The following is a 23,360-nucleotide window of genomic DNA, read 5'->3' on the forward strand; positions in this document are numbered from 1 at the left end:
TGATGATCGTCGGTGTCATGCCGCCCCGTCCAGGTTCCTTTCTTTCCTATGACGCGATCCCTGCCTTTGCCAATCAAGGTTTTGCGATCTTGGCGATGTTTGCGCCCGAACTCGGATCTCGAAGTAGCCGGGCGCGCGGGAAGACACAAGAATTTGTATACATTGGTATACCAAATATGCCTCCCTGCACTTGATCGACTCCTTGCGATGGGGCAAGAACTGATCAGCAACACCGACACAGCAAAAGGGAGGCCATCTGATGCCCATCATTACCGGCAAGGACACCGCCAAGACCCGTCGTCAACTGACAGCTGGCGGCAAGACTGTTTCCTACTATTCGATCCCCGCCGCACAAGAGGCGGGCCTGGGTGATTTCTCGAAGCTGCCCGCTTCGCTCAAAGTCGTTCTGGAAAACATGCTGCGTTTCGAGGACGGCGGCTTCACCGTCTCGGTCGAGGACATCAAGGCCTTCGCCGAATGGGGCGCCAACGGCGGCAACAACCCGCGCGAGATCGCCTACCGCCCGGCCCGCGTGCTGATGCAGGACTTCACCGGCGTTCCGGCCGTGGTTGACCTTGCCGCGATGCGCGACGGCATCAAGGCGCTTGGCGGCGACGCCAAGAAGATCAACCCGCTGGTTCCGGTTGACCTCGTGATCGACCACTCGGTCATGATCGACGAGTTCGGTAACCCGCGCGCCTTCCAGAAGAATGTTGACCTCGAGTACGAGCGCAACATGGAGCGTTACCAGTTCCTCAAATGGGGTCAGGGCGCGTTCGACAACTTCCGCGTGGTTCCCCCGGGCACCGGTATCTGCCATCAGGTGAACGTCGAGTATCTGGCCCAGACCGTCTGGACCGACACCGACCAGTCGGGTGAGACCGTGGCCTACCCGGATACCCTTGTCGGGACCGACAGCCACACCACCATGGTCAACGGCCTGGCGGTTCTGGGCTGGGGCGTGGGCGGGATTGAGGCCGAGGCTGCGATGCTGGGCCAGCCGATCTCGATGCTGATCCCGGAAGTCGTCGGCTTCAAGCTGACCGGCGAGCTGGTCGAAGGCACCACCGGCACCGATCTCGTGCTGAAGGTCGTGCAGATGCTGCGCAAGCACGGCGTTGTGGGCAAGTTCGTTGAATTCTACGGCGAGGGCCTCGACAACCTGCCAATCGCGCAGCGCTCGACCATTGCCAACATGGCCCCGGAATACGGCGCGACCTGCGGCTTCTTCCCGATCGACGGCGAGACCCTGCGCTACCTGCGCCAGACCGGCCGCGACGAAGAGCGTATCGCGCTTGTCGAGGCCTACGCCAAGGAAAACGGCTTCTGGCGCGGTGCGGATTACGCGCCGATCTACTCGTCGCAGCTCGAACTCGACATGGGGTCGATCGTCCCGTCGATTTCGGGTCCGAAGCGCCCGCAGGACTACCTGCCGCTGACCGACGCCGCCCCGGCCTTCGCCAAGGTCGTCGCGGGCTACCGCGGCATCGACATCTCGGCCGAGGCATCGGACATGGCCGAGGAAGGCAACACCACCACCAAGCCGGTCGAGATCTGCAAATCGGCCAAAGTCGAGGGTGAAAACTACGAGCTCCATGACGGTTCAGTCGTGATCGCTTCGATCACGTCCTGCACCAACACCTCGAACCCCTATGTGATGATCGGCGCGGGTCTCGTGGCCCGCAAGGCGCGTGCGCTTGGCCTGAACCGCAAGCCCTGGGTCAAGACCTCTCTGGCGCCCGGCTCGCAGGTCGTCTCGGAATACCTTGAGGCCGCTGGCCTGCAGGAAGACTTGGATGCTGTCGGCTTCAACCTCGTCGGTTACGGCTGCACCACCTGCATCGGCAACTCGGGCCCGCTCCAGCCGGAAATCTCGAAGGCGATCAACGAGAACGACCTGATCGCGACCGCAGTCCTCTCGGGCAACCGCAACTTCGAAGGCCGCATCTCGCCCGACGTTCGCGCCAACTACCTCGCCTCGCCGCCGCTCGTGGTGGCCTATGCGCTGGCTGGCGACATGAACATCGACATCACCACGGATGCGATCGGCACCTCCAAGGATGGCAAGCCGGTGTATCTCAAGGACATCTGGCCGACCAATGCCGAGATCGCCGAACTGGTCGAGAAGACCGTGACGCGCGAAGCTTTCATCCGCAAATATGCGGACGTGTTCAAGGGCGACGAAAAGTGGCAGGGCGTGGAGACCTCGGAGGGGGAAACCTACGACTGGCCGGCGTCGTCGACATATATCCAGAACCCGCCCTATTTCCGCGGCATGTCGGCCGAGCCGGGCGTAATCTCGAACATCCGCTCGGCCCGCGTTCTGGCCGTGCTGGGTGACATGATCACCACCGACCACATCTCGCCTGCGGGTTCGTTCAAGCCAACCACCCCGGCAGGCAAGTATCTGACCGAGCGCCAGGTCGCGCCGAAGGACTTCAACAGCTACGGCTCGCGCCGCGGCAACCACGAAGTCATGATGCGCGGCACCTTCGCCAACATCCGCATCAAGAACGAGATGCTGGATGGCGTCGAGGGCGGCTACACCAAGGGTCCGAACGGCGAGCAGACCTCTATCTACGACGCCTCGATGGAATATCAGGCGGCGGGCACTCCGCTCGTTATCTTCGGTGGCATCGAATACGGCGCTGGTTCGTCGCGAGACTGGGCGGCCAAGGGTACCAACCTGCTGGGCGTCAAGGGCGTGATCGCCGAGAGCTTCGAGCGTATCCACCGCTCGAACCTGATCGGCATGGGCGTCGTTCCGTTCGAGTTCACCGGCGGCGACACCCGCAAGACGCTCAGCCTGACCGGCGACGAAGTGGTGACCATCGAAGGTCTGGAAGGCGACATCAAGCCGCTCAGCCTCGTGCCCTGCACGATCGAGTACAAGGACGGCTCGAAGAAGACCATCCAGCTCAAGTCGCGCATCGATACCGAGGTCGAGATCGAATACCTCAAGAACGGCGGTGTGCTGCACTACGTGCTGCGCAATCTCGCCAAGTCATAAACGACTGATATATAAGGAAACGGCCCCGCTCGCGCGGGGCCTTTTTCGTGCGGGCCCCCCTCGCGGTTTTTCAATGGCCCGTGGGCCGCAGTCTCAGGTGCATCGTGGCGGCCATGTCGTCCTCTCTCCCCTCGACCGGTACCGGCAAGCGCCTTGTCGCGTTGGACCTTCTCAAGTTCTTCCTTGCGCTGCTGGTGGTGACGATCCACGCCAACCCGCTCAGGGATGTGTCCGAGCAGGGCATGTGGCTGCTTGGAAACGGGCTGGCGCGGGTCGCGGTGCCGGGTTTTTTCGCGGTGGCCGGGTTCAACTTCCGTCCCGAGGTTCCAGGTCGCTCAGCGCGGCTCGTCTGGCGCTACCTCAAGCTACACCTGATCTGGCTGACGCTTTACATCTCGTTCTGGTGGCCATCGGTCGCGGCGGGCGGTCTGAAGCAATACCTGAACTGGTGGATCTTCGGCTGGTGGCACCTGTGGTTCCTAACCGGGCTGGCTGTGACGGTGCTGGCCGCCTCGCTGGTGTGGCGCTGGCGGTTGGGGGCGATCATCGCGCTGATCGCGGTCACCTTCCTGATCGGCTACGGCATTCAGGAGGCGATCATGCTGCGCATCATCCCGCGCGGCTACTGGCCCGCTGAGGTGCGCAACGGCATCCTGCTGGGGCTGCCCTTCTTCCTTCTGGGCTATGTCGTGCGCCGCGCGGGCCTGACCGCGCGCGTAGGCTTTGGCACGGCCATGACGCTTGGCCTTGCCGGGCTTGGCCTTGCGATGCTTGAATCCTGGACGCTGCGCCAGTTCGCCCATCCGCAATTCCCGCTGGCGCCCGAGACGCTGATCGCCGCGCTGCTTGCCTGCCCGCTGCTGATCATCGCGGCAGCGAAGGCGCCTGCTCTTCCCGGCTGGGTCGCGCGGCTGCCGCTTGGCACCTACTCGACCGGCATCTATTTCATCCATGTCGGCTTCGTCATCACGCTCAGCAAGCACTTCACCCTGCCCCGCGCCGAGGTCTTCCTGATCGCGGTCATCGGCGCGCTACTGGTGACGCAGGCGCTGATCTGGCTGCGGCTCGACAAGAAGCTGTTCTGAGCTCCTTGAACCGCGCGCGGCAGCCCCCATATCGCGTCATGTTATGGAGGTTAACATGACAGACACCCGCACCCTTTACATCGAACAACGCGTCGCGAACGAGGCACGCTCTCCCTTCGTGGCCTACCTGCTGTGGTTCTTCCTCGGCATGCTTGGCGCGCACCGCTTCTATCTGGGGCGGTGGGGGTCGGCGCTTTTGATGCTGATCCTGTTCGGCATCGGCTCGGCGCTGAGCTTCATCCTTGTGGGTTACCTGCCGCTGGCCGTTGTGGGCCTGTGGTGGCTGATTGACGCCTTCCTGATCCCCGGCATGATCGAGCGCGACAACGACATGCTGCGCTGGCAGTTGGCGCGCGAACTGCCCTGATCAGGCCGCGTGACGGATCGGGAACTCGGCGAGCAGCGCCGCCTGTTCGGGGCTAAGCGCCGAGGGCTCCACCACATAGGTGTGGATCGAGAAGGCCACGGCGCGGGTCTGCGGCAGGCGCACGAGGCCCTGCCGCTCGACCCGGATAAAGGGCAACTCACCCTCGGGCGCGCGGCCTTGCTCTTCCCGGCGCGGATTGAACAGCGGCGCGTTCGAGTGGTGCGCCGTGCCGCGCATCAGCGGGCGCCCGGGCTGAACCCCATCCATCAGGCGCTGAACACGACTACCGATATCCTCGGTGTAGACCTTGACGGGCTTGTGAATGCCGAACATCGCGCGACCGAATTTCTCGGTCAACGTCCAGCCAGCGGGAAAGCACAGCACCGCGCCGGTCAGGATATGGCCATCGGGGCCATCCTCCATCAGGCACAGATCTTCCTGCACAAGCCGGCCAAGCGTGGCGAGCGGGTTTTCGCGGTCCAGCACCATGCTTACCCCATCGGGGCGTGTGGCCTTTGTCGCCGTGATCGTGAAGCCCAAGGCAGGCAGAAGCGGCAGCACCAGATCGTAAAGCTCGTCCGCTGCGGGGCGGGCGGCCTCGGATAGGGCCAAGACGCGCTCGGGGCTGTCCAAGATCAGCCGCTCACGCAGCGCCATCTGCGCGGCGTAAGCGTCGTCGATTTGCAGCCAGTCCTCCATCGAAATCGGCATGATCCCCGGCAGGCGCCGGGTGCGCGGATCGACCCAGGGGGCGAAGGGCAGGCTTTTTTGACGAATGTCGCTCATGGCGCCACGCTGCCGCTGTTCACCATGCGGCGCAAGCCCCCGCGCTGCGGCACTTTGCACCTCAGGCGCGGCGATAGTCGGACACCATCACGTAGTCTTTTCGTGGGCCACGCACCCGCCATTCGGCGCGCCACACCGGCCAGCCCGAGAAATCATAGGCCACGCGGTAATCATCGGGGTCACACCAATGTGTGGCCTTGGGTGCTGCGGGATCGAAATCGTGAAACGCGCGCCCGTCCGAGAAGGCCACGACGATCCCTGCCCCACCCTCGGACCAGCGATAGGCGCGCTCGGCCCGCATCGGGGGCGCACCGGGCATCGTCAACTCCCCCTCTTCTCGGTAAAGCAGGCCTGCGCCCTCGGGGCGAAAGACCGCATGGCCGGAAAACCGCGCCTCGGGTTGGCCAACCGCGCGAATGATACGCTCGACGCGCCATTCTCCCTCAAAATCCGCCAGTTTTGGCGCCATCGCGCGTCCCTCCGCCTTGCCCCACAGGCCCCCGCAGTCTAGAAGCCCGCCAAACCCGTCACAAGCAAGAGGCCTCCGATGATCCCGCGTTATGCCCGCAAAGAGATGGTCGACATCTGGGAACCCGCCACCAAGTTCAAGATCTGGTACGAGATCGAGGCCCATGCCTGCGACGCGCAGGCCGAACTGGGCGTGATCCCCAAGGCCAGCGCCGAGGCGGTCTGGACCGCCAAGGACGTGGAATTCGACGTTGCCCGCATCGACGAGATCGAGGCCGTGACCAAGCATGACGTCATCGCCTTCCTGACCCATCTGGCCGAGCATATCGGCTCGACCGAGGCGCGCTTTGTACACCAGGGCATGACCTCGTCAGACGTGCTCGACACCACGCTGAACGTGCAGCTCGTGCGCGCTGCCGACATCCTGCTGAAGGACATGGACCGCGTTCTGGCCGCGCTGAAAAAGCGCGCCTATGAGCACAAGGACACCGTCCGCATCGGCCGCTCGCACGGCATCCACGCCGAGCCGACCACCATGGGCCTGACTTTCGCGCGCTTCTACGCCGAGATGGATCGCAACAAGAACCGCCTGGAAAAAGCCCGTTGGGAAATCGCCACCGGCGCGATCTCGGGCGCGGTCGGCACCTTTGCCAACATCGACCCGGCGGTCGAAGAGCATGTCTGCGAGAAACTGGGCCTGCGCCCCGAGCCGATCTCGACGCAGGTGATCCCGCGCGACCGCCACGCGATGTTCTTCGCCACGCTCGGCGTCATCGCCTCGTCGATCGAGAACGTCGCCATCGAAATCCGCCACATGCAGCGCACCGAGGTGCTTGAGGCCGAAGAGTTCTTCTCGAAGGGCCAGAAGGGCTCGTCGGCGATGCCGCACAAGCGCAACCCGGTGCTGACCGAGAATCTCACCGGCCTCGCGCGCCTCGTGCGCATGTGCGTCGTGCCCGCGATGGAGAACGTGGCGCTCTGGCACGAGCGCGACATCTCGCACAGCTCGGTCGAGCGCGGCATCGGCCCGGACGCGACCATCACCCTCGACTTCGCGCTGAACCGTCTGGCCGGCGTGATCGAGAACCTTGTGATCTACCCCGACAACATGCTGAAGAACATGAACAAGTTCAAAGGCCTGGTCATGTCGCAGCGGGTTCTGCTGGCGCTGACCCAGGCAGGTGTTTCGCGTGAAGACTCCTATCGTCTGGTGCAGCGCAACGCGATGAAGGTCTGGGAACAGGGTGCGGATTTCAAAACCGAACTGCTGGCCGACCCCGAAGTGACCGCCGCGCTAAGCCCTGCGGAGATCGAGGAAAAGTTCGACCTCGGCTACCATACCAAGCACGTGGACACGATCTTCCGCCGCGTCTTCGGCGAGTGATCACGCATCCGTGAAGCGGGGATCGGCCTGATTCGTGGTCTGCTATTCCTTTAAGGAAAGGAGCCGACCATGAAGACGATCCTCGCTTCCATCGCTTTGGCCCTTCTGCCGGTCGCGGCACTGGCCGAGTGCCCCTGGAAAGACAAGACCGCCATGAGCTGCCCGCAGGGGCAGGCATGGGATGGGCACGCCAAGGCCTGCGTGGTCCAGTCGAGCTAAGCGAAACAGGGCCGGTGTAACCGGCCCTTAACCTGCCCCATGCCAGCCTGCCCCAAGCAGGAATCGGAGGTTGGGGTGAACGCGATCACGCAGATCGACCCGGCGGCCCCGCCCGAAAAGGCGCGTGCCGGGGCAGTCAAGTTGAGCAAGCAGCAGAAGGCGGCGATCATCGTGCGTCTTCTGTCGTCCGAGGGGGCACGCCTGCCGCTCGCGCAGCTGAGCGAAGATCAGCAAACCATTCTGACCGAACAAATCGCCGCGCTCAGCCTGATCGGAAAGGACACGCTGCGCGAGGTGGTTGAGGAATTCTGCGCCGAGATCGGTGCGGTCGGCCTCGCCTTTCCGGGTGGGCTTGAAGGCGCGCTGTCGCTGCTTGACGGGCAGATCTCGGTTTCGGCCGCCAGCCGCCTGCGCCGGATCGCCGCCGCCAGCCCCTCGGCCGACCCGTGGGAGCGGATCGCAGCGCTACCCTCCGAGGCAATCGAGCCGCTTCTGCAAGCCGAAAGCGCCGAGGTTTGTGCCGTTGTGCTGTCCAAGCTCTCGGTACCGAAAGCCGCCGAAGTCCTTGGCAAGCTGCCCGGCGACAAGGCCCGGCGCGTGGCCTATCTGGTGTCACTGACCGGGAATGTCGCGCCCGAAACCGTGCGGCGGATCGGGCTTGCGCTGCTCCAGCAGCTTGATGCCGTGCCGCCCAAGGCCTTCGTCAGCGGCCCGGTCGAGCGGGTCGGCGCCATCCTCAACCATGCCGCAGCGGGGACACGCGACGATGTGCTGAGCGGTCTGGACGAACAGGATGCCGCCTTCGCCGAGCAGGTGCGCAAGGCGATCTTCACCTTCGCCAATATCCCCGCCCGGATCGAGCCGCGCGACATCCCCAAGATCCTGCGCGCGGTCGAGCAGCCGCGCCTCGTGACGGCCCTGACCGCCGCCGGGGCCGAGGATCCGTCAGCCTCCTTCATTCTGGCGAATATCTCGCAGCGCATGGCCGCAACACTGCGCGAAGAGATCGAGGCGCGCGGATCGGTCAAACCGCGCGATGCCGAGGAGGCCATGGCCGCGGTGGTCGCCGCAATCCGCACGTTGCAGATGGCAGGCGAGATCACTCTGATCACCCCGGAGGAGGAATGACACCCGCCTGCGGGCGCGCCCGGACGACCCGCGCCGCAGACGCCGTTCAGGGGGCGTTGCGCCGCGTGAGCGCCCGACTCAGCGCTTGGCTCGGCCCCGCCATTGCCGCGCCAAATGCACAACTGGTCTGCAATCCGGGCCAATTACCATCGCTAACGTTACCGCCATCAGTGCATGTTTCCGCTATCATCCCGAAACGCCGGGTTTTCCGAGGGCACAGAGCGTGGTATCGCCATGCGATCGGCACTCATCGCACGAAGGCCGCCTCATTTCGCCAGTTCAGGAGAGCGCTATGACCGTCACCATCGGGATCAACGGCTTTGGTCGTATCGGCCGCTGCACCCTCGCCCATATCGCGGAAGCCGCGCGCAATGACGTGCAGGTGGTCAAGATCAACGCGACCGGCCCGATCGAGACCAACGCCCACCTGCTGAAATACGACTCGGTTCACGGCCGTTTCGGTGGCCCGGTGAAAGTCGAAGGCAAGACGCTTGACCTCGGCCATGGCCCGATCGAGGTGATGTCAACCTACAATCCGGACGAGCTGGACTGGGATGGCGTTGACGTCGTGCTGGAATGCACCGGCAAGTTCAACGACCGCGCCAAGGCCGCCGTTCACCTGGGCCGCGGCGCCAAGCGCGTGCTGGTCTCGGCCCCGGCCAAGAACGCCGACAAGACCATCGTCTATGGCGTGAACCACCGCGATCTGAAGACCGACCACCATGTCGTGTCGAACGGTTCGTGCACCACGAACTGCCTCGCGCCGCTGGCGAAGGTGCTGAACGATGCGATCGGCATCGAGTCGGGCATCATGACCACGATCCACTCTTACACCGGTGACCAGCCGACGCTGGACCGCCGCCACAAAGATCTGTATCGCGCCCGCGCCGCCGCCATGGCGATGATCCCGACCTCGACCGGCGCCGCGAAGGCCATCGGCGAAGTGATGCCGGAACTGGCTGGCAAGCTCGACGGCACCGCGATCCGCGTTCCCACTCCGAACGTCTCGGCCGTGGACCTGACCTTCATCGCCAACAAGTCGGTGACCAAGGATGAGGTCAACGAGATCGTGCGCGAGGCCGCACAGGGCTACATGGGCATGGTTCTGGCCTATGACCCCGAGCCGAAAGTTTCGATCGACTTCAACCACACGCCCTACTCGTCCATCTTCGCTCCCGACCAGACCAAGGTCACCGGCGGCAAGCTGGTGCGCGTTCTGGCGTGGTACGACAACGAATGGGGCTTCTCGTGCCGCATGGCCGACGTGGCCGGCGCGATGGGCCGCCTGCTGTAAGGCGCTCCGGGAAGGCCTCGACGCGCGAGGGAGTGGTATGAATACCTCTGTCGCCGTCGGGCTTTCTGCACTTATTATCCTTGCCGCCCTGGTCGATGGCTTTGCCAACGACTGGGGCTTTTTCCTTTTTCTGGCCCGCAAGACCGTCGAATTGATCGATTGGGTCGAATTCTGGCGCTGAATGGCCCCACCTTTCTGTTGACCTTTGGCTCGAAATCGCGATGTTAGCGCTAAACTTGCGCTGCAGCGCAGAGTCACAGGAGGCAAAAATGGCGGTCAAGGTAGCAATCAACGGTTTTGGACGTATCGGGCGCAACATCCTGCGCGCGATCATCGAGTCGGGCCGCCGCGATATCGAAGTTATCGCGATCAACGATCTTGGCCCGGTCGAGACCAACGCGCACCTGCTGCGCTTCGACTCTGTGCATGGCCGCTTCCCCGCCGAGGTGACCACTGGCGAAGACTGGATCGACGTCGGGCGCGGACCGATCCGCTGCACCGCGATGCGCAACCCGGCCGACCTGCCCTGGTCGGATGTGGATGTCGTGCTCGAATGCACCGGTATCTTCACCTCGAAGGAAAAGTGCCAGCCGCACCTTGAGAACGGCTCGAAGCGGGTACTGATCTCGGCCCCCGGCGAAGATGCTGACAAGACCATCGTCTTCGGCGTCAACCATGGCACCCTGACCAAGGACGACATCGTCGTGTCGAACGCGAGCTGCACGACCAACTGCCTGTCGCCCGTTGCCAAGACGCTGAACGACGCGATCGGGATCGTGAAGGGCTTCATGACCACGATCCACAGCTACACGGGCGACCAACCGACGCTCGACACCTTCCACAAGGATCTCTACCGCGCCCGTGCCGCCGCGCTGAGCATGATCCCAACCTCGACCGGTGCCGCCAAGGCGGTCGGGCTGGTGCTGCCGGAACTGAAGGGCAAGCTCGACGGTGTCGCGATCCGGGTTCCGACCCCGAACGTCTCGGTCGTCGACCTGGTGTTCGAGGCCAGCCGCCCCACAACCGTCGAAGAGGTGAACGAGGCGATCCGCGCCGCCGCCGACGGCCCGCTGAAGGGCGTTCTGGGCTACACCAAGTTCAAGAATGTCAGCATGGACTTCAACCACGACAGCCATTCCTCGGTCTTCCACATGGATCAGACCAAGGTCATGGACGGCACGATGGTCCGTATCCTGAGCTGGTATGACAACGAATGGGGTTTCTCCAACCGCATGGCGGATACCGCTGTTGCCATGGGCAAGCTCATCTGACCTCCTCTTGGCGCGGTTGTGATCGTTCAGCAGCCGAATGAGATAGCCGCGCTTTTTCTGCTTTGGTAACTTGGGGCAACCCTCTGAAAGGATTGCCTCTTGCTTACTCCCGCGCAGCTATTGCAGGAATTCATCACGCTTTGGGTCGTGATTGATCCGATTGGCACGCTGCCGGTGTTTCTGGCGGTGACAACGGGCATGTCGGCAGCGCAGCGTCGCTCGGTCGCGGTGCGCGCTATCGTCGTTTCCTTCGTCGTCCTGACCCTGTTCATCGTCCTCGGGCAGATCGTTCTCGAAGCGCTTGGTCTGGCCTTGCCAGCCTTTCAAATCGCAGGCGGGATCGTGCTGTTCCTTTTCGCGCTCAGCATGATCTTTGGCCACTCGAAACCCGAAGAGGAAATCGCCGAGGCCGAGCGCGTCCGGCAAACATCAGTGTTTCCCGTGGCTATCCCGTCGATCGCTTCGCCCGGCGCGATGCTTACGGTCGTAATCCTGACTGACAACGACCGGTTCTCGATTGCGCATCAGGCGATCACGACGGGTCTGATGGGCTTGGTGCTGTTGGCAACACTGGCGATCTTGCTGCTGGCCACACCGCTTTTCCGCATCCTCGGTACGACCGGTGCGGCGGTCATCAGCCGCGTCATGGGGATGATCCTGGCCGCAGTCGCGGTCGATGCGGTGTTGCGTGCGCTTTCCACGATCGGTGCGCTGCCCGCGCTTGGTCCCTGATCCACTCAGACCTTGCCGAGACGCTCCATCAACCGCTCTTTGACAGCGGGGGTAACAAAGCGCGACACGTCACCATCGAGGCGGGCGATTTCCTTGACCAGTTTCGAGGCAATCGCCTGACGGCGGGCGTCGGCCATCAGAAAGACGGTCTCGACACTCGAATCGAGGGCGCGGTTCATCCCGACCATCTGGAATTCGTATTCGAAATCGGCCACGGCGCGCAGACCGCGAATAATCACGTTCGCGCCGACGTCGCGTGCACAATTGATCAGCAGGTTCTCGAACGGGTGGACCTGGATCTCACCGCCGCAGCGCGCGGTAATCTCTGCGCATTCGGCCTCGATCATCTCGACACGCTCTTCGAGTGTGAACATCGGACCCTTGTCGCGGTTGATCGCCACACCGATCACCAATCGATCCACCAGCGCCAACGCGCGCTGAATGATATCGATATGCCCGAGCGTCACCGGGTCGAAGGTGCCGGGATACAGGCCGATGCGCATGGGCGAACTCCTCACTTGCCGCTCACGAAATGGTTAGGGCACGCAACAATATTGCGTGCCCATTTGCAAGCATCTCTTGCCGCAGCGCAGAATTAATTGCCCATAATCATGCCGGTAAGGGCTTCTTTCTCAAGCTGAAGCTCCGACAGGCGGGCCTTCACGACGTCGCCGATCGACACGAGGCCGATCATCACGTCGCCATCCATCACCGGCATGTGCCGGAAACGGCCTTCGCTCATGCGCTCCATCACCTGGTCGGTGGTGTCGGTGCGCGCACAGCCGACGGCGTTCTTGGTCATGATCTCATCAACGGGGAGGTTTAGCACCGAGGGGCCACGGCGCCCAAGCTCGCGCACCACGTCGCGCTCCGAGACAATGCCGTCCACATGCTTGCCGTCCCGCGAAACGATCAGGGCACCGATGCGGCGCTGCGACAACGCCTCGGCCACCGCTGCAACAGTCGACCCGGGCGCAATCGTCGCCACGCTATCATCGCCCTTCGTTTTCAGAATTTGCAGAACCTGCATTGCAACCTCCCAATCGCTTCTCTGACTCGCAGCGTCACCGGGCGATGGGCGCCTGTCAAGACTGCTTTGCGGTTGAGAACTCAAGAGCTTGCCGCAAGGGCCTCAAGTCGTGCAACCTCGGCCCGCAAGCCTTGTCCGAGGGCATCTGCAAGACGGGTCAGCCGCTCGGAACGTCGATCATCCGCATGGCGAATGAGCCAGAAGGTCCGGCTGAGCGAGACCTGATCCATCAGCACACGCCGCACACCGGGGCAGAACGGAATCGCGAAGTCATGGACGATGCCGACCCCGGCCCCCGCCCGCACCATCTGCATCTGCACCGAGACAGAGTTCGACGCGAGGCCGACCGTCTCGCCCCCGGTCTCGGCGAAATAGTCCAGCTCCTTGTCGAAAATCATGTCGGGGATATAGCCGATCATCCGATGCGCCTTGAGGTCAGCGCGCGTGGTGATCGGCCCAACCTGGCCAAGGTAGTCGTCATGCGCCGCAAGATGCAGCTGGTAGTCGGTCAGCTTCTGCACCGTCAGCCGCCCGGCGGTTGGGCGCGACACGGCGATGGCCATGTCGGCTTCGCGCTTGGACAGGTTGAAGACGCGCGGCAGGGCGACGATGTGGATCTCAAGTCCGGGGTTTGCGTCACAGATCGCCGCACAGACCTGCGGCAGCAAGTAGTTCGCGCAACCATCGGGCGCGCCGATGCGCAACTGCCCGGTCAGCTTCCCGGCCGAGCCACCCAGTTCCTCGGCCGCGCCCGCCATCGCCTGCTCGGCCTGTTCGGCATGGGGCAGAAGGCGCGATCCGGCCTCGGTCAGTGCATAGCCCTGCGGCGACTTGACGAAAAGCTTGGCGCCGAAGGCTTCTTCAAGCCGCGCGATCCGTCGCCCGACTGTGGCCGCATCGCATTTGAGCGCCCTGCCCGCCCCGGACAGGCTTTCTGCCCGCGCGACGGCAAGGAAAACACGCAGATCGTCCCAATCCATTTTCGTCCAACCTTTGCATTAATGCAAAACACTTTTGCCAGACTTCCTCTTTTTCCGGCATTTTCGCAAGGCTAATGTGTTGCCAATCAATCCACGGGAGGATGCGATGAAAGAGATCGGTCACTGGATCAACGGCAAACATGTTGCAGGCACTTCGGGCCGCTTTGCCGACGTTTACAACCCCGCCACCGGCGAAGTGCAGGCCAAGGTCGCACTAGCTACCAAAGCGGAACTGGATGCGGCGGTTGCCGCCGCCGCCGAGGCCCAGAAGGCCTGGGGCGCCACCAACCCGCAAAAGCGCGCCCGCGTCATGATGGAACTCGTGCGCCTGATCAACCGTGACATGGACAAGATGGCCGAGGCACTCTCGTCCGAGCATGGCAAGACCTTCCCCGACGCGAAGGGCGACATTCAGCGTGGCCTTGAGGTGATCGAGTTCTGCATCGGCGCGCCGCAGATGCTCAAGGGCGAGTTCACCGACAGCGCTGGCCCCGGCATCGACATGTATTCGATGCGCCAGCCGCTTGGCGTCGTCGCCGGCATCACGCCGTTCAACTTCCCCGCCATGATCCCGCTGTGGAAAATGGGCCCGGCGCTCAGCTCGGGCAACGCGATGATCCTCAAGCCGTCCGAGCGTGACCCCTCGGTCCCGCTGATGCTGGCCGAACTCTGCCAGGAAGCGGGTCTGCCCGATGGCGTCCTGCAAGTCATCAACGGCGACAAGGAGTCGGTGGACGCGATCCTCGACAGCGAGATCATCCAGGCGGTGGGCTTCGTCGGCTCGACCCCGATCGCGCAGTATATCTATGAGCGTGCCGCCGCGACCGGCAAGCGCGCGCAGTGCTTCGGCGGCGCGAAGAACCACATGATCATCATGCCGGATGCCGATATGGACCAGGCCGCCGACGCGCTGGTTGGCGCAGGCTTCGGCGCTGCGGGCGAGCGCTGCATGGCGATCTCGGTCGCTGTTCCGGTGGGCGATGAAACCGCCGACCGCCTGATCGAAAAGCTGGTGCCGCGCATCGAGAAACTGAAGGTCGGCCCCTACACCGCCGGCAACGACGTCGATTACGGCCCGGTCGTGACCGCCGCCGCCGCCGAGCGTATCAAGGGCCTCATCGGCTCGGGCGTCGATCAGGGCGCGACGCTGGTCTGCGACGGCCGCAACTTCAGCCTGCAGGGTTATGAGAACGGCTTCTTCGTCGGCCCGACCCTCTTCGACAACGTCACCCGCGACATGGAGATCTACAAGCAGGAGATCTTCGGACCCGTGCTTTCGACCGTCCGTGCCAAGACCTACGAAGAGGCGCTGAGCTACGCCATGGACCACGAATATGGCAACGGCACCGCGATCTTCACCCGTGACGGCGACACCGCGCGCGACTTTGCCAACCGTATCAACATCGGCATGGTCGGTATCAACGTTCCGATCCCGGTTCCGCTGGCTTACCACACCTTCGGCGGCTGGAAGAAATCGGGCTTTGGCGACCTGAACCAGCACGGCCCGGACGGGTTCCGCTTCTACACCCGCACCAAGACGATCACATCGCGCTGGCCGTCGGGCATCAAGGAAGGTTCCGCCTTCAACTTCAAGGCAATGGACTGATCGGTTCGGGGGCGCTGCGGCGCCCCCAGCCATCCCTGCGGGCACCACGGCCCGCACGCCATCCGGATTCATTTTGCCTCGGATCCGCCCCTTGCAAAATTCCTGCAAGGTTTCACAATTAAACAGACGTTCAATTCACGCGTTTCGGGGAGGAAACCATGGATTTTGCTCTGAGCGAAGAGCAGCAGGCCATCTTCGATATGGCCCTGGCATTCGGCCAAGAGAATATCGCTCCCTTTGCCCGCGAATGGGAAGCTGCCGGCACGATCCCGAAAGAGCTTTGGCCCAAGGTGGCCGAGCTGGGCCTGGGCGGTATCTACGTCTCCGAGGAATACGGCGGCTCGGGCCTTTCGCGGCTGGATGCGACGCTGGTCTTCGAGGCGCTGGCGATGTCCTGCCCGGCGGTCGGCTCGTTCCTGTCGATCCACAATATGTGCGGCGGCATGATCGACAAGTTCGGCAGCGAGGAAACCAAGGCCCGCTGGCTTCCGGCGCTGTGCTCGATGGAAAAGATCTTCTCCTACTGCCTGACGGAGCCGGGCTCGGGTTCGGACGCGGCGGCGCTGCGCACCCGCGCCGAGCGCACGAACGACGGCTGGAAGCTGAACGGTAACAAGGCCTTCATCTCGGGCGGCGGCTATTCGGACGTCTATGTCACGATGGTGCGCAGCGGCGACAATAGCCCCAAGGGCATCTCGACCGTCATCGTCGAGGATGGTGCACCGGGCCTCAGCTTTGGCGGGCTGGAAGACAAGATGGGCTGGCGCGCGCAACCGACCGCGCAGGTCCAGTTCGACGATTGCGTGATCCCGGCCGAGAACCTTTTGGGCGAGGAAGGCAAAGGCTTCGCCTATGCGATGGCGGGCCTTGACGGCGGGCGGCTGAACATCGCGGCCTCGGCCCTTGGCGGCGCACAGGCGGCCCTGAACGCCACCCTGACCTACATGGGCGAGCGCAAGGCTTTCGGTAAATCGCTCGACCAGTTTCAAGCGCTGCAATTCCGGCTGGCAGAGATGGAAGTCAAGCTGCAATCGGCCCGCACCTTCCTGCGTCAGGCGGCGTGGAAGCTTGATAACAAGGCGCCGGATGCAACCAAGTTCTGCGCCATGGCCAAGCTGTATGTCACCGACGCGGCCTTCGAGGTTGCCAACCAGTGCCTGCAATTGCACGGTGGCTATGGCTATCTGGCCGATTACGGGATCGAAAAAATCGTGCGCGACCTGCGGGTTCACCAGATCCTTGAAGGCACGAATGAAATCATGCGGCTGATAGTCGGCCGCGCCCTGCTGGAGGAACGTGGTTGATGAACGACGCGCCGACCCTCATCGCCCGCAAACAGGGCCGCGCCGGGTGGATCACGCTCAACCGTCCCAAGGCGCTCAACGCGCTTGATTACGAGATGTCGATGGGGATCGAGAACGCCCTGCTGGCTTGGCGCGACGATCCCGAGGTCGCGGTGGTGATCATCGACGGCGCGGGCGAGCGCGCCTTTTGCGCGGGCGGCGACATCGCCAAGATCTATCACATGGGGTTGCAGGGCGATTTCACCACCGGCCCGACCTTCTGGCGCGAAGAATACCGCATGAATGCGACCGTCGCCGAATATCGCAAGCCCATTGTCGCCTTCATGCAGGGCTTTGTGATGGGCGGCGGCGTGGGCGTGGGCAGCCATGCCGCGCACCGGATTGTCGGAGACACGACACAGATCGCCATGCCCGAAACCGGCATCGGCCTGATCCCCGACGTGGGCGGCACGATGATCCTCGCCAAGGCGCCCGGCCGTGTCGGCGAATATCTGGGCGTCAGCGGTACCCGGATCGGGGCGGCGGATGCGATCTACACGGGCTTTGCCGATCTCTATATCCCCGAGGCCGAGTGGGAGGCGCTCAAGCGCGCGCTTTGTGAAACCGGTGATCCGGGGATCCTGCCCAAGGGTCTGGTGCCCGCGAAACCCGGCTATCTGCACGACCAGCGCCCGGTGATCGACGCGGCCTTTGCCGGCGCCACTGTGCCCGAGATCATGCAGGCCCTTGCGGGAATGGAAGGCGATTTTGCCGCCGACACGCTGGCGACCCTGCGCCGCAACTCGGCCCTGTCGGAAGAGGCGACCCTGCGTCTGGTCCGCATGACGCGCCAGTCGCCCGACATTCGCACCGCGCTGGAAAACGAATTCCGCTTTACCCTGCGCGCGGCGAAGGACGGCGATTTCCTTGAGGGGATCCGCGCCCAGATCATCGACAAGGACCGCAACCCGAGCTGGAAATACTCGCATGAGACCCTGTCGGAGGAAGTCGTTGCGGCCATGCTGGAACCGCTGCCAGAGGAATGGAAGATCCCCTTCGAGGATTAATTTTGGCGCCTGACGCCATGGGAGGAAACATGAAAGTCGGATTTATCGGATTGGGCAACATGGGCGGGCCGATGGCCGCCAACCTGCTGCGCGAAGGCAATGAGGTGACGGGCTTCGATCTGGCCGCGCCGATGCCCGAGGGCGTCAGCAAGGCCGCCAGCGCCGCAGATGCCGCCAAGGGCGCGGATGTGGTCATCACCATGCTGCCAAACGGCGCGATCCTGCGTTCGGTCGCGGCCGAGGTGATCCCGGCCATGGCTCCGGGCGCGGTGCTGTGCGACTGCTCGACCGTCGATGTCGAAAGCGCCCGTGCGGTCGCCGAGCAGGCGGCGGCAGCCGGTCTCGGCGCACTCGACGCCCCCGTCTCGGGCGGCGTGGGCGGCGCGACCAATGGCACCCTGACCTTCATGGTGGGCGGCACGGCCGCAGCCTTCGACAAGGTCAAACCGCTCTTCGATATCATGGGCCAGAAGGCCGTGCATTGCGGCGAGGCGGGCGCCGGTCAGGCCGCCAAGATCTGCAACAACATGATCCTCGGCGTGACCATGATCGCGACTTGCGAGGCCTTTGCGCTGGCAGATAAGCTCGGCCTCGACCGACAGAAGATGTTCGACGTGGTCTCGACCTCGTCGGGCTATAGCTGGACGATGAACGCCTATTGCCCCGCCCCCGGCGTCGGCCCGAAGAGCCCCGCCGACAATGACTACAAGCCGGGCTTCGCCGCCGAACTGATGCTCAAGGACCTGCGCCTGAGCCAGCAGGCCGCCGAGGCCGCCGATGCCGACACGCCGATGGGCCAGCTTGCCGCCGCGCTCTATACCCAGTTCGTCGAGCAGGAGGACGGACGCGGGATGGATTTCTCGGCCATGCTGCCGCGCTTCGAAAAGCGCCACCGCACCTGACCTTTTTGCGGCGCGCGTCACCGCGCGCCGCACTTGCACCTGCGCTCGGCTAGGCTAGAACCTATGCATGACCGACTGGATCGCCGACACCCCCAGCCTGAGCGCCCTCTCCCCCGCCAGCAAGACGCGCCTTGGCGCGTTACAGCCGATGGCGCTGCCACGCGGCGCCGTCATCTTTCGCCCGGGCGATGACGTTACGGGCTTCCCCGTCATCCTGTCCGGCCGCGTCGAGGTGTTCCTGACCGGCGCGGGCGGACGCGAGCTTCTGCTCTATGCGGTCGAGCCGGGACAGACCTGCGTTCAAACAACCCTCGGCCTGCTCGGCGGCGACGCGAGCTACTCTGCCGAGGCGCTCTGCGCGACCGACTCGCGCGCGATCCTGATCCCCCGCCCGGTCTTCCTGACCCTGATGGACAGCGATCCGGCCTTTCGCCAGCTTGTCTTCACCGCCTTCGCCGAACGCATGGGCGGCATGATCCAACTGATGGAGCGCGTCTCGTTCCAGTCGGTCGAGTGTCGCCTGGCCGCCTTCCTGTGCAACCGCGCCGAAAACGGCCGGGTTCAAGCGACCCAATCCGAGATCGCCGCCCAGATCGGCACCGCGCGCGAGGTGGTCTCGCGCCGCCTCGACGCCTTCGCCCGCCGCGGATGGGTGCGCACCGAGCGCGGCGCCGTCGAGATCATCGACGCCCCCGCCTTGCGCCGCCTTGCCCTGGCCGAGGGCCTCTGAACGAAGGTGACCTTGTCACAGACAAGGCGGTGCGACTCGGCGTAAGTTCATGTCACACGGGCAGAAACGCCCGCAAATTTCAGAAACGCGCCTGGGAAGGGAGCATATCATGTTGAAATCCAATGTCGGCGGCATCGACCGCGTGCTGCGCATCCTCGTCGGTCTCGCCCTGCTGGCAGGCTTTTTCCTCAACGCCGAGGCCACCTATCGTTGGGCCTATCTGATCGGCGTCGTGCCGCTGCTGACCGGACTGATGGGCAGCTGCCCGCTCTATTCGATCTTCGGGTTCAACACCTGCCCGATGAAGAAATAATCCTGCGCAGCGCCCGCCATCCCGGCGGGCGCGCCACTTGGCAAAACTCCGCGCAGCGCTATTTCAGGGCATGGAACCCGGCGGCGCTTCGGTGCATTGTCCGGGCAGAGAGAAAGGAGAGCTTCATGAAGCACTTCACGCAGATTCTGTTTGCCGCCGCCCTGATCCTGAGCCCTGCGCTCGCCCATGCCGACGGAAAGAAAACGGTCATCTTTCGCGACTTCAGCGCTGTGGACAAGGGCAACACCGGCTGCCCGCCGGGTCTTGCCAAGAAAAACAACGGCTGCATGCCGCCCGGCCAGGTCAAGCACCGCTGGCGCGTCGGTGATCGCATCCATGACGATTACTACATCGTCCGCAATGTCGATCGTTACGGCCTCAATCCGAGCTACGATTATTGGAGCAAGGATGACTACATCTACCGGGTGGACCGCCGCACCGGAGAGATCCTTGACCTGATCGGGGCGGTTTCGGCGATCCTGCGCTAAGGCACCGATACCGCATGGTCAAATCAGCCGCCGGGCGATCTTCGCCCGGCGGCTTTATTCTGCGGCGACCTTGATCCCCAGCATTGGCGCCAGATAACGTCCAGTATGACTGCGCGGGTTGAGCGCGACCTGTTCTGGCGTGCCCTCGGCCACGATCTCGCCGCCGCCATCGCCTCCCTCGGGGCCGATGTCGACGATCCAATCGGCGGTCTTGATGACGTCGAGGTTATGCTCGATCACGATGACCGTATTGCCCTGATCGACAAGGCTGTGCAGCACCTCAAGCAGCTTGCGCACATCCTCGAAATGCAGGCCCGTCGTCGGTTCGTCAAGGATGTAAAGCGTGCGCCCCGTCGCCCGCCGGCTGAGTTCCTTCGACAGCTTGACGCGCTGCGCCTCGCCGCCCGAAAGGGTTGTCGCCTGCTGGCCGACCTTGATGTAGCCAAGGCCCACCTCGACCAGCGCATCCATCTTCTCGCGGATTGATGGCACCGCCTTGAAGAACTCTTGCGCGTCTTCAACCGTCATCTCAAGAACATCCGCTATACTCTTGTTCTTGAATTTTATTTCAAGCGTTTCGCGGTTGTATCTGTGGCCCTTGCAGGTCTCGCAGGTGACGTAGATATCGGGCAGGAAGTGCATCTCGATCTTAATCACGCCATCGCCCTGGCAGGCCTCGCACCGCCCGCCCTTGACGTTGAAGCTGAACCGCCCCGGCTTGTAGCCGCGCGCCTTCGCCTCCGGCAGGCCCGCGAACCAGTCGCGGATCGGGGTGAAGGCCCCGGTATAGGTGGCGGGGTTCGAGCGCGGCGTGCGACCGATCGGCCGCTGGTCGATATCGATGACCTTGTCGAGATGCTCGAAACCCTTGATCGTCTCGCAGGGCGCCGGGGTCTCTCGCGCGCCGTTCAAGCGCATCGCGGCGTTCTTGTAGAGCGTCTCGATGGTCAGGGTGGATTTGCCGCCGCCGGACACGCCCGTCACACAGATGAACTTGCCAAGCGGAAAGTCGGCGCTGGTTTCCTTGAGGTTGTTGCCCGTGGCCTTGATCACGCTCAGCTTCTTGCCATTGCCCGCGCGGCGCTCCAGCGGCACCTCGATCCGGCGCGTGCCGCTCAGATACTGGCCGGTCAGGCTGGCCGGGTCGGCGGCGATCTCCTCGGGGGTGCCGCGCGCGACGATCTGGCCACCATGGACACCCGCGCCGGGGCCAATGTCGAAGACATAATCGGCGTGGCGGATCGCATCCTCGTCATGCTCGACCACCAGCACGGTATTGCCCTGATCGCGCAGGTTCTTGAGCGTCATCAGCAGCCGGTCATTGTCGCGCTGGTGCAAGCCGATGGACGGCTCGTCGAGCACATAGAGCACACCTGTCAGGCCCGAGCCGATCTGGCTCGCCAGTCGAATCCGTTGGCTTTCACCGCCTGACAGTGTCCCCGCCGACCGGCTAAGCGTCAGGTAGTCGAGCCCGACATTCACAAGGAAACCAAGGCGTTCGCGGATTTCCTTGAGAATGGGCCGCGCGATCTCCTGCTTTTGCTTGCTCAGGTGCTCCGGCATACCCGAGACATGCGCATGGGCGTCTTTGATCGACATCTCGACCAGTTGCCCGACATGCATACCGCCGATCTTGACGGCGAGCGCCTCAGGCCGCAGGCGATAGCCACCGCAGGCGCCACAGGGACGGCTGTTTTGATAGCGCTCGAACTCTTCGCGCACCCAGGCGCTGTCTGTCTCGCGAAAGCGCCGCTCCATGTTCGGGATGACGCCCTCGAAGGTTCGGCTGACCTCATAGACCCGCCCGCCCTCGTCGAAGCGGAACTTGATCTCGGTGTCGCCCGAACCGTAGAGGAACAGGTTTCGGATCTCTTCCGGCAGATCCTTCCACTGCTTGCGTTTGTCAAAGCCGTAGTGCTTGGCCAGCGCGTCGATTGTCTGGGTGAAATAAGGGCTTTTCGATTTCGCCCAGGGCGCCAGCGCGCCTCCGGCAATAGTCAGCGACTGATCGGGCACCACGAGACGCTCGTCAAAGAACAGCTCGCCCCCCAAACCGTCGCAAACCGGGCAAGCCCCGTGGGGTGCGTTGAACGAAAACAGCCGCGGTTCGATCTCGGGGATTGTGAAGCCCGAGACCGGACAGGCGAAATTCTCGGAGAAGGTGATCCGCTGCGGCTCCTGCCCCGCCTCGGTCTGATCCGCGCTCAGCGCCTCTTCGAACAGCGCGATCCCGTCGGCAAGGTCCAGCGCCGTGCGGAAACTGTCGGCCAGACGCGTCTCCAGCCCCTCGCGCACCACGATCCGGTCCACCACAACGTCGATATTGTGGCGGAACTTCTTGTCGAGCGTGGGCGGCTCCTCCAGTTCATAGAACTCACCATTGACCTTCACGCGCTGAAAGCCCTGCTTGCGCAGTTCGATGAATTCCTTGCGGTATTCGCCCTTGCGGTCGCGCACGATGGGCGCCAGCAGGTAGCCCCGCGTACCTTCGGGCAGGGCCATGATGCGGTCCACCATGTCCTGCACCTGCTGCGCCTCGATCGGCAGGCCGGTGGCCGGGCTATAGGGCGTGCCGGCCCGCGCGAAGAGCAGGCGCAGATAGTCGTAGATCTCGGTCACCGTCCCCACGGTCGAACGCGGGTTCTTCGAGGTCGTTTTCTGTTCGATGGAAATCGCGGGCGACAGGCCCGAGATGTGATCGACATCGGGCTTGCCCGCCATATCGAGGAACTGGCGCGCATAGGCCGAGAGGCTCTCGACATAACGGCGCTGCCCCTCGGCATAGATCGTATCGAAAGCCAGCGAGGACTTGCCAGAGCCGGACAGGCCGGTGATCACCGTGAACGCATCCCGCGGAATGTCGAGATCGACGCCCTTGAGGTTATGCTCGCGCGCGCCGCGCACCTCGATGAATTTCTGCTCGGCCATGACTGCCCCCGTTTCCACCCTCCCTAGATAGGTGAGGCGCGCTGAGTCTCCAATCGAAATACGCGAACGAATAGTGAACTTATTAACGCTGTTTCGCTTGGGTCACAAGAAAGCGGCACCTGCCCGCCGATCAGAGATTGGGCGGATCGGCGCTTTGCTGCGCGGGAGCCCGCATTCATTCTGGATTTTGAATATATTTTTCGTGAGGATCTGGATTGAGACTTGATTTGCACGCCCGATCTGCCAAATCAGTCTCGACAAGCGGGGAAGGCCCCCGCGCGAAATTCGA

At 63.5% G+C, this 23,360-nt stretch carries 23 protein-coding genes; 17 read left to right on the forward strand and 6 right to left on the reverse strand.

Annotated features, from left to right (window positions below; translation table 11 throughout):
• The first annotated feature begins 259 nt into the window (after positions 1-259).
• From acnA to LZA78_RS05360, 3 genes are all read left to right on the forward strand, one after another.
• A complete protein-coding gene (gene acnA / locus LZA78_RS05350; RefSeq protein WP_233675904.1) occupies positions 260-3,010 on the forward strand; it encodes an aconitate hydratase AcnA in 2,751 nt (916 codons plus the stop codon).
• Between the two features lie 113 nt (positions 3,011-3,123).
• Positions 3,124-4,095 (forward strand): acyltransferase family protein, encoded by a 972-nt coding sequence (locus LZA78_RS05355; RefSeq protein ID WP_233675905.1) that lies wholly within the window; start codon positions 3,124-3,126, stop codon positions 4,093-4,095.
• 55 nt (positions 4,096-4,150) lie between these two features.
• The gene (locus LZA78_RS05360) at positions 4,151-4,462 is read left to right on the forward strand and encodes a TM2 domain-containing protein (RefSeq protein WP_233675906.1); all 312 of its coding nucleotides are present in this window, start codon (positions 4,151-4,153) and stop codon (positions 4,460-4,462) included.
• Here LZA78_RS05360 and LZA78_RS05365 read toward each other — a convergent pair whose 3' ends face one another.
• On the reverse strand, positions 4,463-5,248 hold the full coding sequence (locus LZA78_RS05365) for a heme-dependent oxidative N-demethylase family protein (protein ID WP_233675907.1): 786 nt from the start codon (positions 5,246-5,248) through the stop codon (positions 4,463-4,465). It lies immediately after the preceding gene.
• A 61-nt stretch (positions 5,249-5,309) separates the two neighbouring features.
• Positions 5,310-5,717 (reverse strand): DUF6314 family protein, encoded by a 408-nt coding sequence (locus LZA78_RS05370; RefSeq protein WP_233675908.1) that lies wholly within the window; start codon positions 5,715-5,717, stop codon positions 5,310-5,312.
• A 78-nt stretch (positions 5,718-5,795) separates the two neighbouring features.
• Between LZA78_RS05370 and purB the strand changes: the two genes are divergently transcribed.
• From purB to LZA78_RS05405, 7 genes are all read left to right on the forward strand, one after another.
• Entirely contained in the window at positions 5,796-7,100 is a 1,305-nt protein-coding gene (purB, locus tag LZA78_RS05375; RefSeq protein ID WP_233675909.1) for an adenylosuccinate lyase, read from the forward strand.
• A 69-nt stretch (positions 7,101-7,169) separates the two neighbouring features.
• Positions 7,170-7,319, forward strand: a complete 150-nt coding sequence (locus LZA78_RS05380; protein WP_233675910.1) for a hypothetical protein — start codon at positions 7,170-7,172, stop codon at positions 7,317-7,319.
• Positions 7,320-7,394: 75 nt separating this feature from the next.
• A complete protein-coding gene (locus LZA78_RS05385; RefSeq protein WP_438811059.1) occupies positions 7,395-8,447 on the forward strand; it encodes a flagellar motor switch protein FliG in 1,053 nt (350 codons plus the stop codon).
• Positions 8,448-8,739: 292 nt separating this feature from the next.
• Positions 8,740-9,741: a type I glyceraldehyde-3-phosphate dehydrogenase gene (gene gap / locus LZA78_RS05390; RefSeq protein ID WP_233675911.1), complete on the forward strand. Its 1,002-nt coding sequence runs from the start codon at positions 8,740-8,742 to the stop codon at positions 9,739-9,741.
• A 37-nt stretch (positions 9,742-9,778) separates the two neighbouring features.
• Entirely contained in the window at positions 9,779-9,922 is a 144-nt protein-coding gene (locus tag LZA78_RS05395; protein WP_233675912.1) for a hypothetical protein, read from the forward strand.
• An 88-nt stretch (positions 9,923-10,010) separates the two neighbouring features.
• Entirely contained in the window at positions 10,011-11,012 is a 1,002-nt protein-coding gene (gap, locus tag LZA78_RS05400; protein ID WP_233675913.1) for a type I glyceraldehyde-3-phosphate dehydrogenase, read from the forward strand.
• Positions 11,013-11,111: 99 nt separating this feature from the next.
• Positions 11,112-11,744: a MarC family protein gene (locus LZA78_RS05405; RefSeq protein ID WP_233675914.1), complete on the forward strand. Its 633-nt coding sequence runs from the start codon at positions 11,112-11,114 to the stop codon at positions 11,742-11,744.
• A gap of 5 nt (positions 11,745-11,749) precedes the next feature.
• Here the strand turns inward: LZA78_RS05405 and coaD are convergent, their stop codons facing one another.
• From coaD to LZA78_RS05420, 3 genes are all read right to left on the reverse strand, one after another.
• Positions 11,750-12,247 carry a pantetheine-phosphate adenylyltransferase gene (gene coaD, locus LZA78_RS05410; protein WP_233675915.1) on the reverse strand — a complete coding sequence of 166 codons (498 nt, stop codon included), beginning with the start codon at positions 12,245-12,247 and terminating at the stop codon, positions 11,750-11,752.
• 92 nt (positions 12,248-12,339) lie between these two features.
• Positions 12,340-12,774 carry a CBS domain-containing protein gene (locus LZA78_RS05415; protein ID WP_233675916.1) on the reverse strand — a complete coding sequence of 145 codons (435 nt, stop codon included), beginning with the start codon at positions 12,772-12,774 and terminating at the stop codon, positions 12,340-12,342.
• Between the two features lie 80 nt (positions 12,775-12,854).
• A complete protein-coding gene (locus tag LZA78_RS05420; RefSeq protein ID WP_233675917.1) occupies positions 12,855-13,754 on the reverse strand; it encodes a LysR family transcriptional regulator in 900 nt (299 codons plus the stop codon).
• Between the two features lie 106 nt (positions 13,755-13,860).
• Here LZA78_RS05420 and LZA78_RS05425 point away from each other — a divergent pair, with 106 nt between their 5' ends.
• The 7 genes from LZA78_RS05425 (at position 13,861) to LZA78_RS05455 (ending at position 20,143) form a co-directional block, all read left to right on the forward strand.
• On the forward strand, positions 13,861-15,360 hold the full coding sequence (locus LZA78_RS05425; RefSeq protein WP_233675918.1) for a CoA-acylating methylmalonate-semialdehyde dehydrogenase: 1,500 nt from the start codon (positions 13,861-13,863) through the stop codon (positions 15,358-15,360).
• A 158-nt stretch (positions 15,361-15,518) separates the two neighbouring features.
• Positions 15,519-16,664, forward strand: a complete 1,146-nt coding sequence (locus LZA78_RS05430; protein WP_233675919.1) for an acyl-CoA dehydrogenase family protein — start codon at positions 15,519-15,521, stop codon at positions 16,662-16,664.
• Positions 16,664-17,710, forward strand: coding sequence for a 3-hydroxyisobutyryl-CoA hydrolase (locus tag LZA78_RS05435; protein ID WP_233675920.1), 1,047 nt, complete (start codon positions 16,664-16,666; stop codon positions 17,708-17,710). The genes LZA78_RS05430 and LZA78_RS05435 overlap by 1 nt, the downstream gene beginning before the upstream one ends.
• 29 nt (positions 17,711-17,739) lie before the next feature.
• The gene (mmsB, locus tag LZA78_RS05440; protein ID WP_233675921.1) at positions 17,740-18,612 is read left to right on the forward strand and encodes a 3-hydroxyisobutyrate dehydrogenase; all 873 of its coding nucleotides are present in this window, start codon (positions 17,740-17,742) and stop codon (positions 18,610-18,612) included.
• Between the two features lie 67 nt (positions 18,613-18,679).
• Positions 18,680-19,342 (forward strand): Crp/Fnr family transcriptional regulator, encoded by a 663-nt coding sequence (locus LZA78_RS05445; protein ID WP_233675922.1) that lies wholly within the window; start codon positions 18,680-18,682, stop codon positions 19,340-19,342.
• Positions 19,343-19,451: 109 nt separating this feature from the next.
• Complete coding sequence (locus tag LZA78_RS05450) at positions 19,452-19,655, forward strand: YgaP family membrane protein (RefSeq protein ID WP_233675923.1); 204 nt, start codon at positions 19,452-19,454, stop codon at positions 19,653-19,655.
• A 125-nt stretch (positions 19,656-19,780) separates the two neighbouring features.
• Positions 19,781-20,143 carry an excinuclease ABC subunit A gene (locus LZA78_RS05455; protein WP_233675924.1) on the forward strand — a complete coding sequence of 121 codons (363 nt, stop codon included), beginning with the start codon at positions 19,781-19,783 and terminating at the stop codon, positions 20,141-20,143.
• A 54-nt stretch (positions 20,144-20,197) separates the two neighbouring features.
• Here the strand turns inward: LZA78_RS05455 and uvrA are convergent, their stop codons facing one another.
• Positions 20,198-23,071: an excinuclease ABC subunit UvrA gene (gene uvrA, locus LZA78_RS05460; protein WP_233675925.1), complete on the reverse strand. Its 2,874-nt coding sequence runs from the start codon at positions 23,069-23,071 to the stop codon at positions 20,198-20,200.
• Positions 23,072-23,360 lie beyond the last annotated feature (289 nt).

The sequence above is a fragment of the Rhodobacter flavimaris genome, from assembly GCF_021378075.1.
GTDB lineage: Bacteria > Pseudomonadota > Alphaproteobacteria > Rhodobacterales > Rhodobacteraceae > Rhodobacter > Rhodobacter flavimaris.

What these genes read in the sequence shown, in the direction of transcription:
- LZA78_RS05455 (WP_233675924.1), top strand. Translation starts at nt 19,781, where the DNA reads ATGAAGCACTTCACGCAGATTCTGTTTGCCGCCGCCCTGATCCTGAGC.
- LZA78_RS05430 (WP_233675919.1), top strand. Translation starts at nt 15,519, where the DNA reads ATGGATTTTGCTCTGAGCGAAGAGCAGCAGGCCATCTTCGATATGGCC.
- uvrA (WP_233675925.1), bottom strand. Translation starts at nt 23,071, where the DNA reads ATGGCCGAGCAGAAATTCATCGAGGTGCGCGGCGCGCGCGAGCATAAC.
- gap (WP_233675911.1), top strand. Translation starts at nt 8,740, where the DNA reads ATGACCGTCACCATCGGGATCAACGGCTTTGGTCGTATCGGCCGCTGC.
- gap (WP_233675913.1), top strand. Translation starts at nt 10,011, where the DNA reads ATGGCGGTCAAGGTAGCAATCAACGGTTTTGGACGTATCGGGCGCAAC.
- LZA78_RS05420 (WP_233675917.1), bottom strand. Translation starts at nt 13,754, where the DNA reads ATGGATTGGGACGATCTGCGTGTTTTCCTTGCCGTCGCGCGGGCAGAA.
- coaD (WP_233675915.1), bottom strand. Translation starts at nt 12,247, where the DNA reads ATGCGCATCGGCCTGTATCCCGGCACCTTCGACCCGGTGACGCTCGGG.
- LZA78_RS05380 (WP_233675910.1), top strand. Translation starts at nt 7,170, where the DNA reads ATGAAGACGATCCTCGCTTCCATCGCTTTGGCCCTTCTGCCGGTCGCG.
- LZA78_RS05450 (WP_233675923.1), top strand. Translation starts at nt 19,452, where the DNA reads ATGTTGAAATCCAATGTCGGCGGCATCGACCGCGTGCTGCGCATCCTC.
- LZA78_RS05355 (WP_233675905.1), top strand. Translation starts at nt 3,124, where the DNA reads ATGTCGTCCTCTCTCCCCTCGACCGGTACCGGCAAGCGCCTTGTCGCG.
- LZA78_RS05370 (WP_233675908.1), bottom strand. Translation starts at nt 5,717, where the DNA reads ATGGCGCCAAAACTGGCGGATTTTGAGGGAGAATGGCGCGTCGAGCGT.
- acnA (WP_233675904.1), top strand. Translation starts at nt 260, where the DNA reads ATGCCCATCATTACCGGCAAGGACACCGCCAAGACCCGTCGTCAACTG.
- LZA78_RS05360 (WP_233675906.1), top strand. Translation starts at nt 4,151, where the DNA reads ATGACAGACACCCGCACCCTTTACATCGAACAACGCGTCGCGAACGAG.
- LZA78_RS05425 (WP_233675918.1), top strand. Translation starts at nt 13,861, where the DNA reads ATGAAAGAGATCGGTCACTGGATCAACGGCAAACATGTTGCAGGCACT.
- purB (WP_233675909.1), top strand. Translation starts at nt 5,796, where the DNA reads ATGATCCCGCGTTATGCCCGCAAAGAGATGGTCGACATCTGGGAACCC.
- LZA78_RS05445 (WP_233675922.1), top strand. Translation starts at nt 18,680, where the DNA reads ATGACCGACTGGATCGCCGACACCCCCAGCCTGAGCGCCCTCTCCCCC.
- LZA78_RS05365 (WP_233675907.1), bottom strand. Translation starts at nt 5,248, where the DNA reads ATGAGCGACATTCGTCAAAAAAGCCTGCCCTTCGCCCCCTGGGTCGAT.
- LZA78_RS05415 (WP_233675916.1), bottom strand. Translation starts at nt 12,774, where the DNA reads ATGCAGGTTCTGCAAATTCTGAAAACGAAGGGCGATGATAGCGTGGCG.
- LZA78_RS05395 (WP_233675912.1), top strand. Translation starts at nt 9,779, where the DNA reads ATGAATACCTCTGTCGCCGTCGGGCTTTCTGCACTTATTATCCTTGCC.
- LZA78_RS05435 (WP_233675920.1), top strand. Translation starts at nt 16,664, where the DNA reads ATGAACGACGCGCCGACCCTCATCGCCCGCAAACAGGGCCGCGCCGGG.
- mmsB (WP_233675921.1), top strand. Translation starts at nt 17,740, where the DNA reads ATGAAAGTCGGATTTATCGGATTGGGCAACATGGGCGGGCCGATGGCC.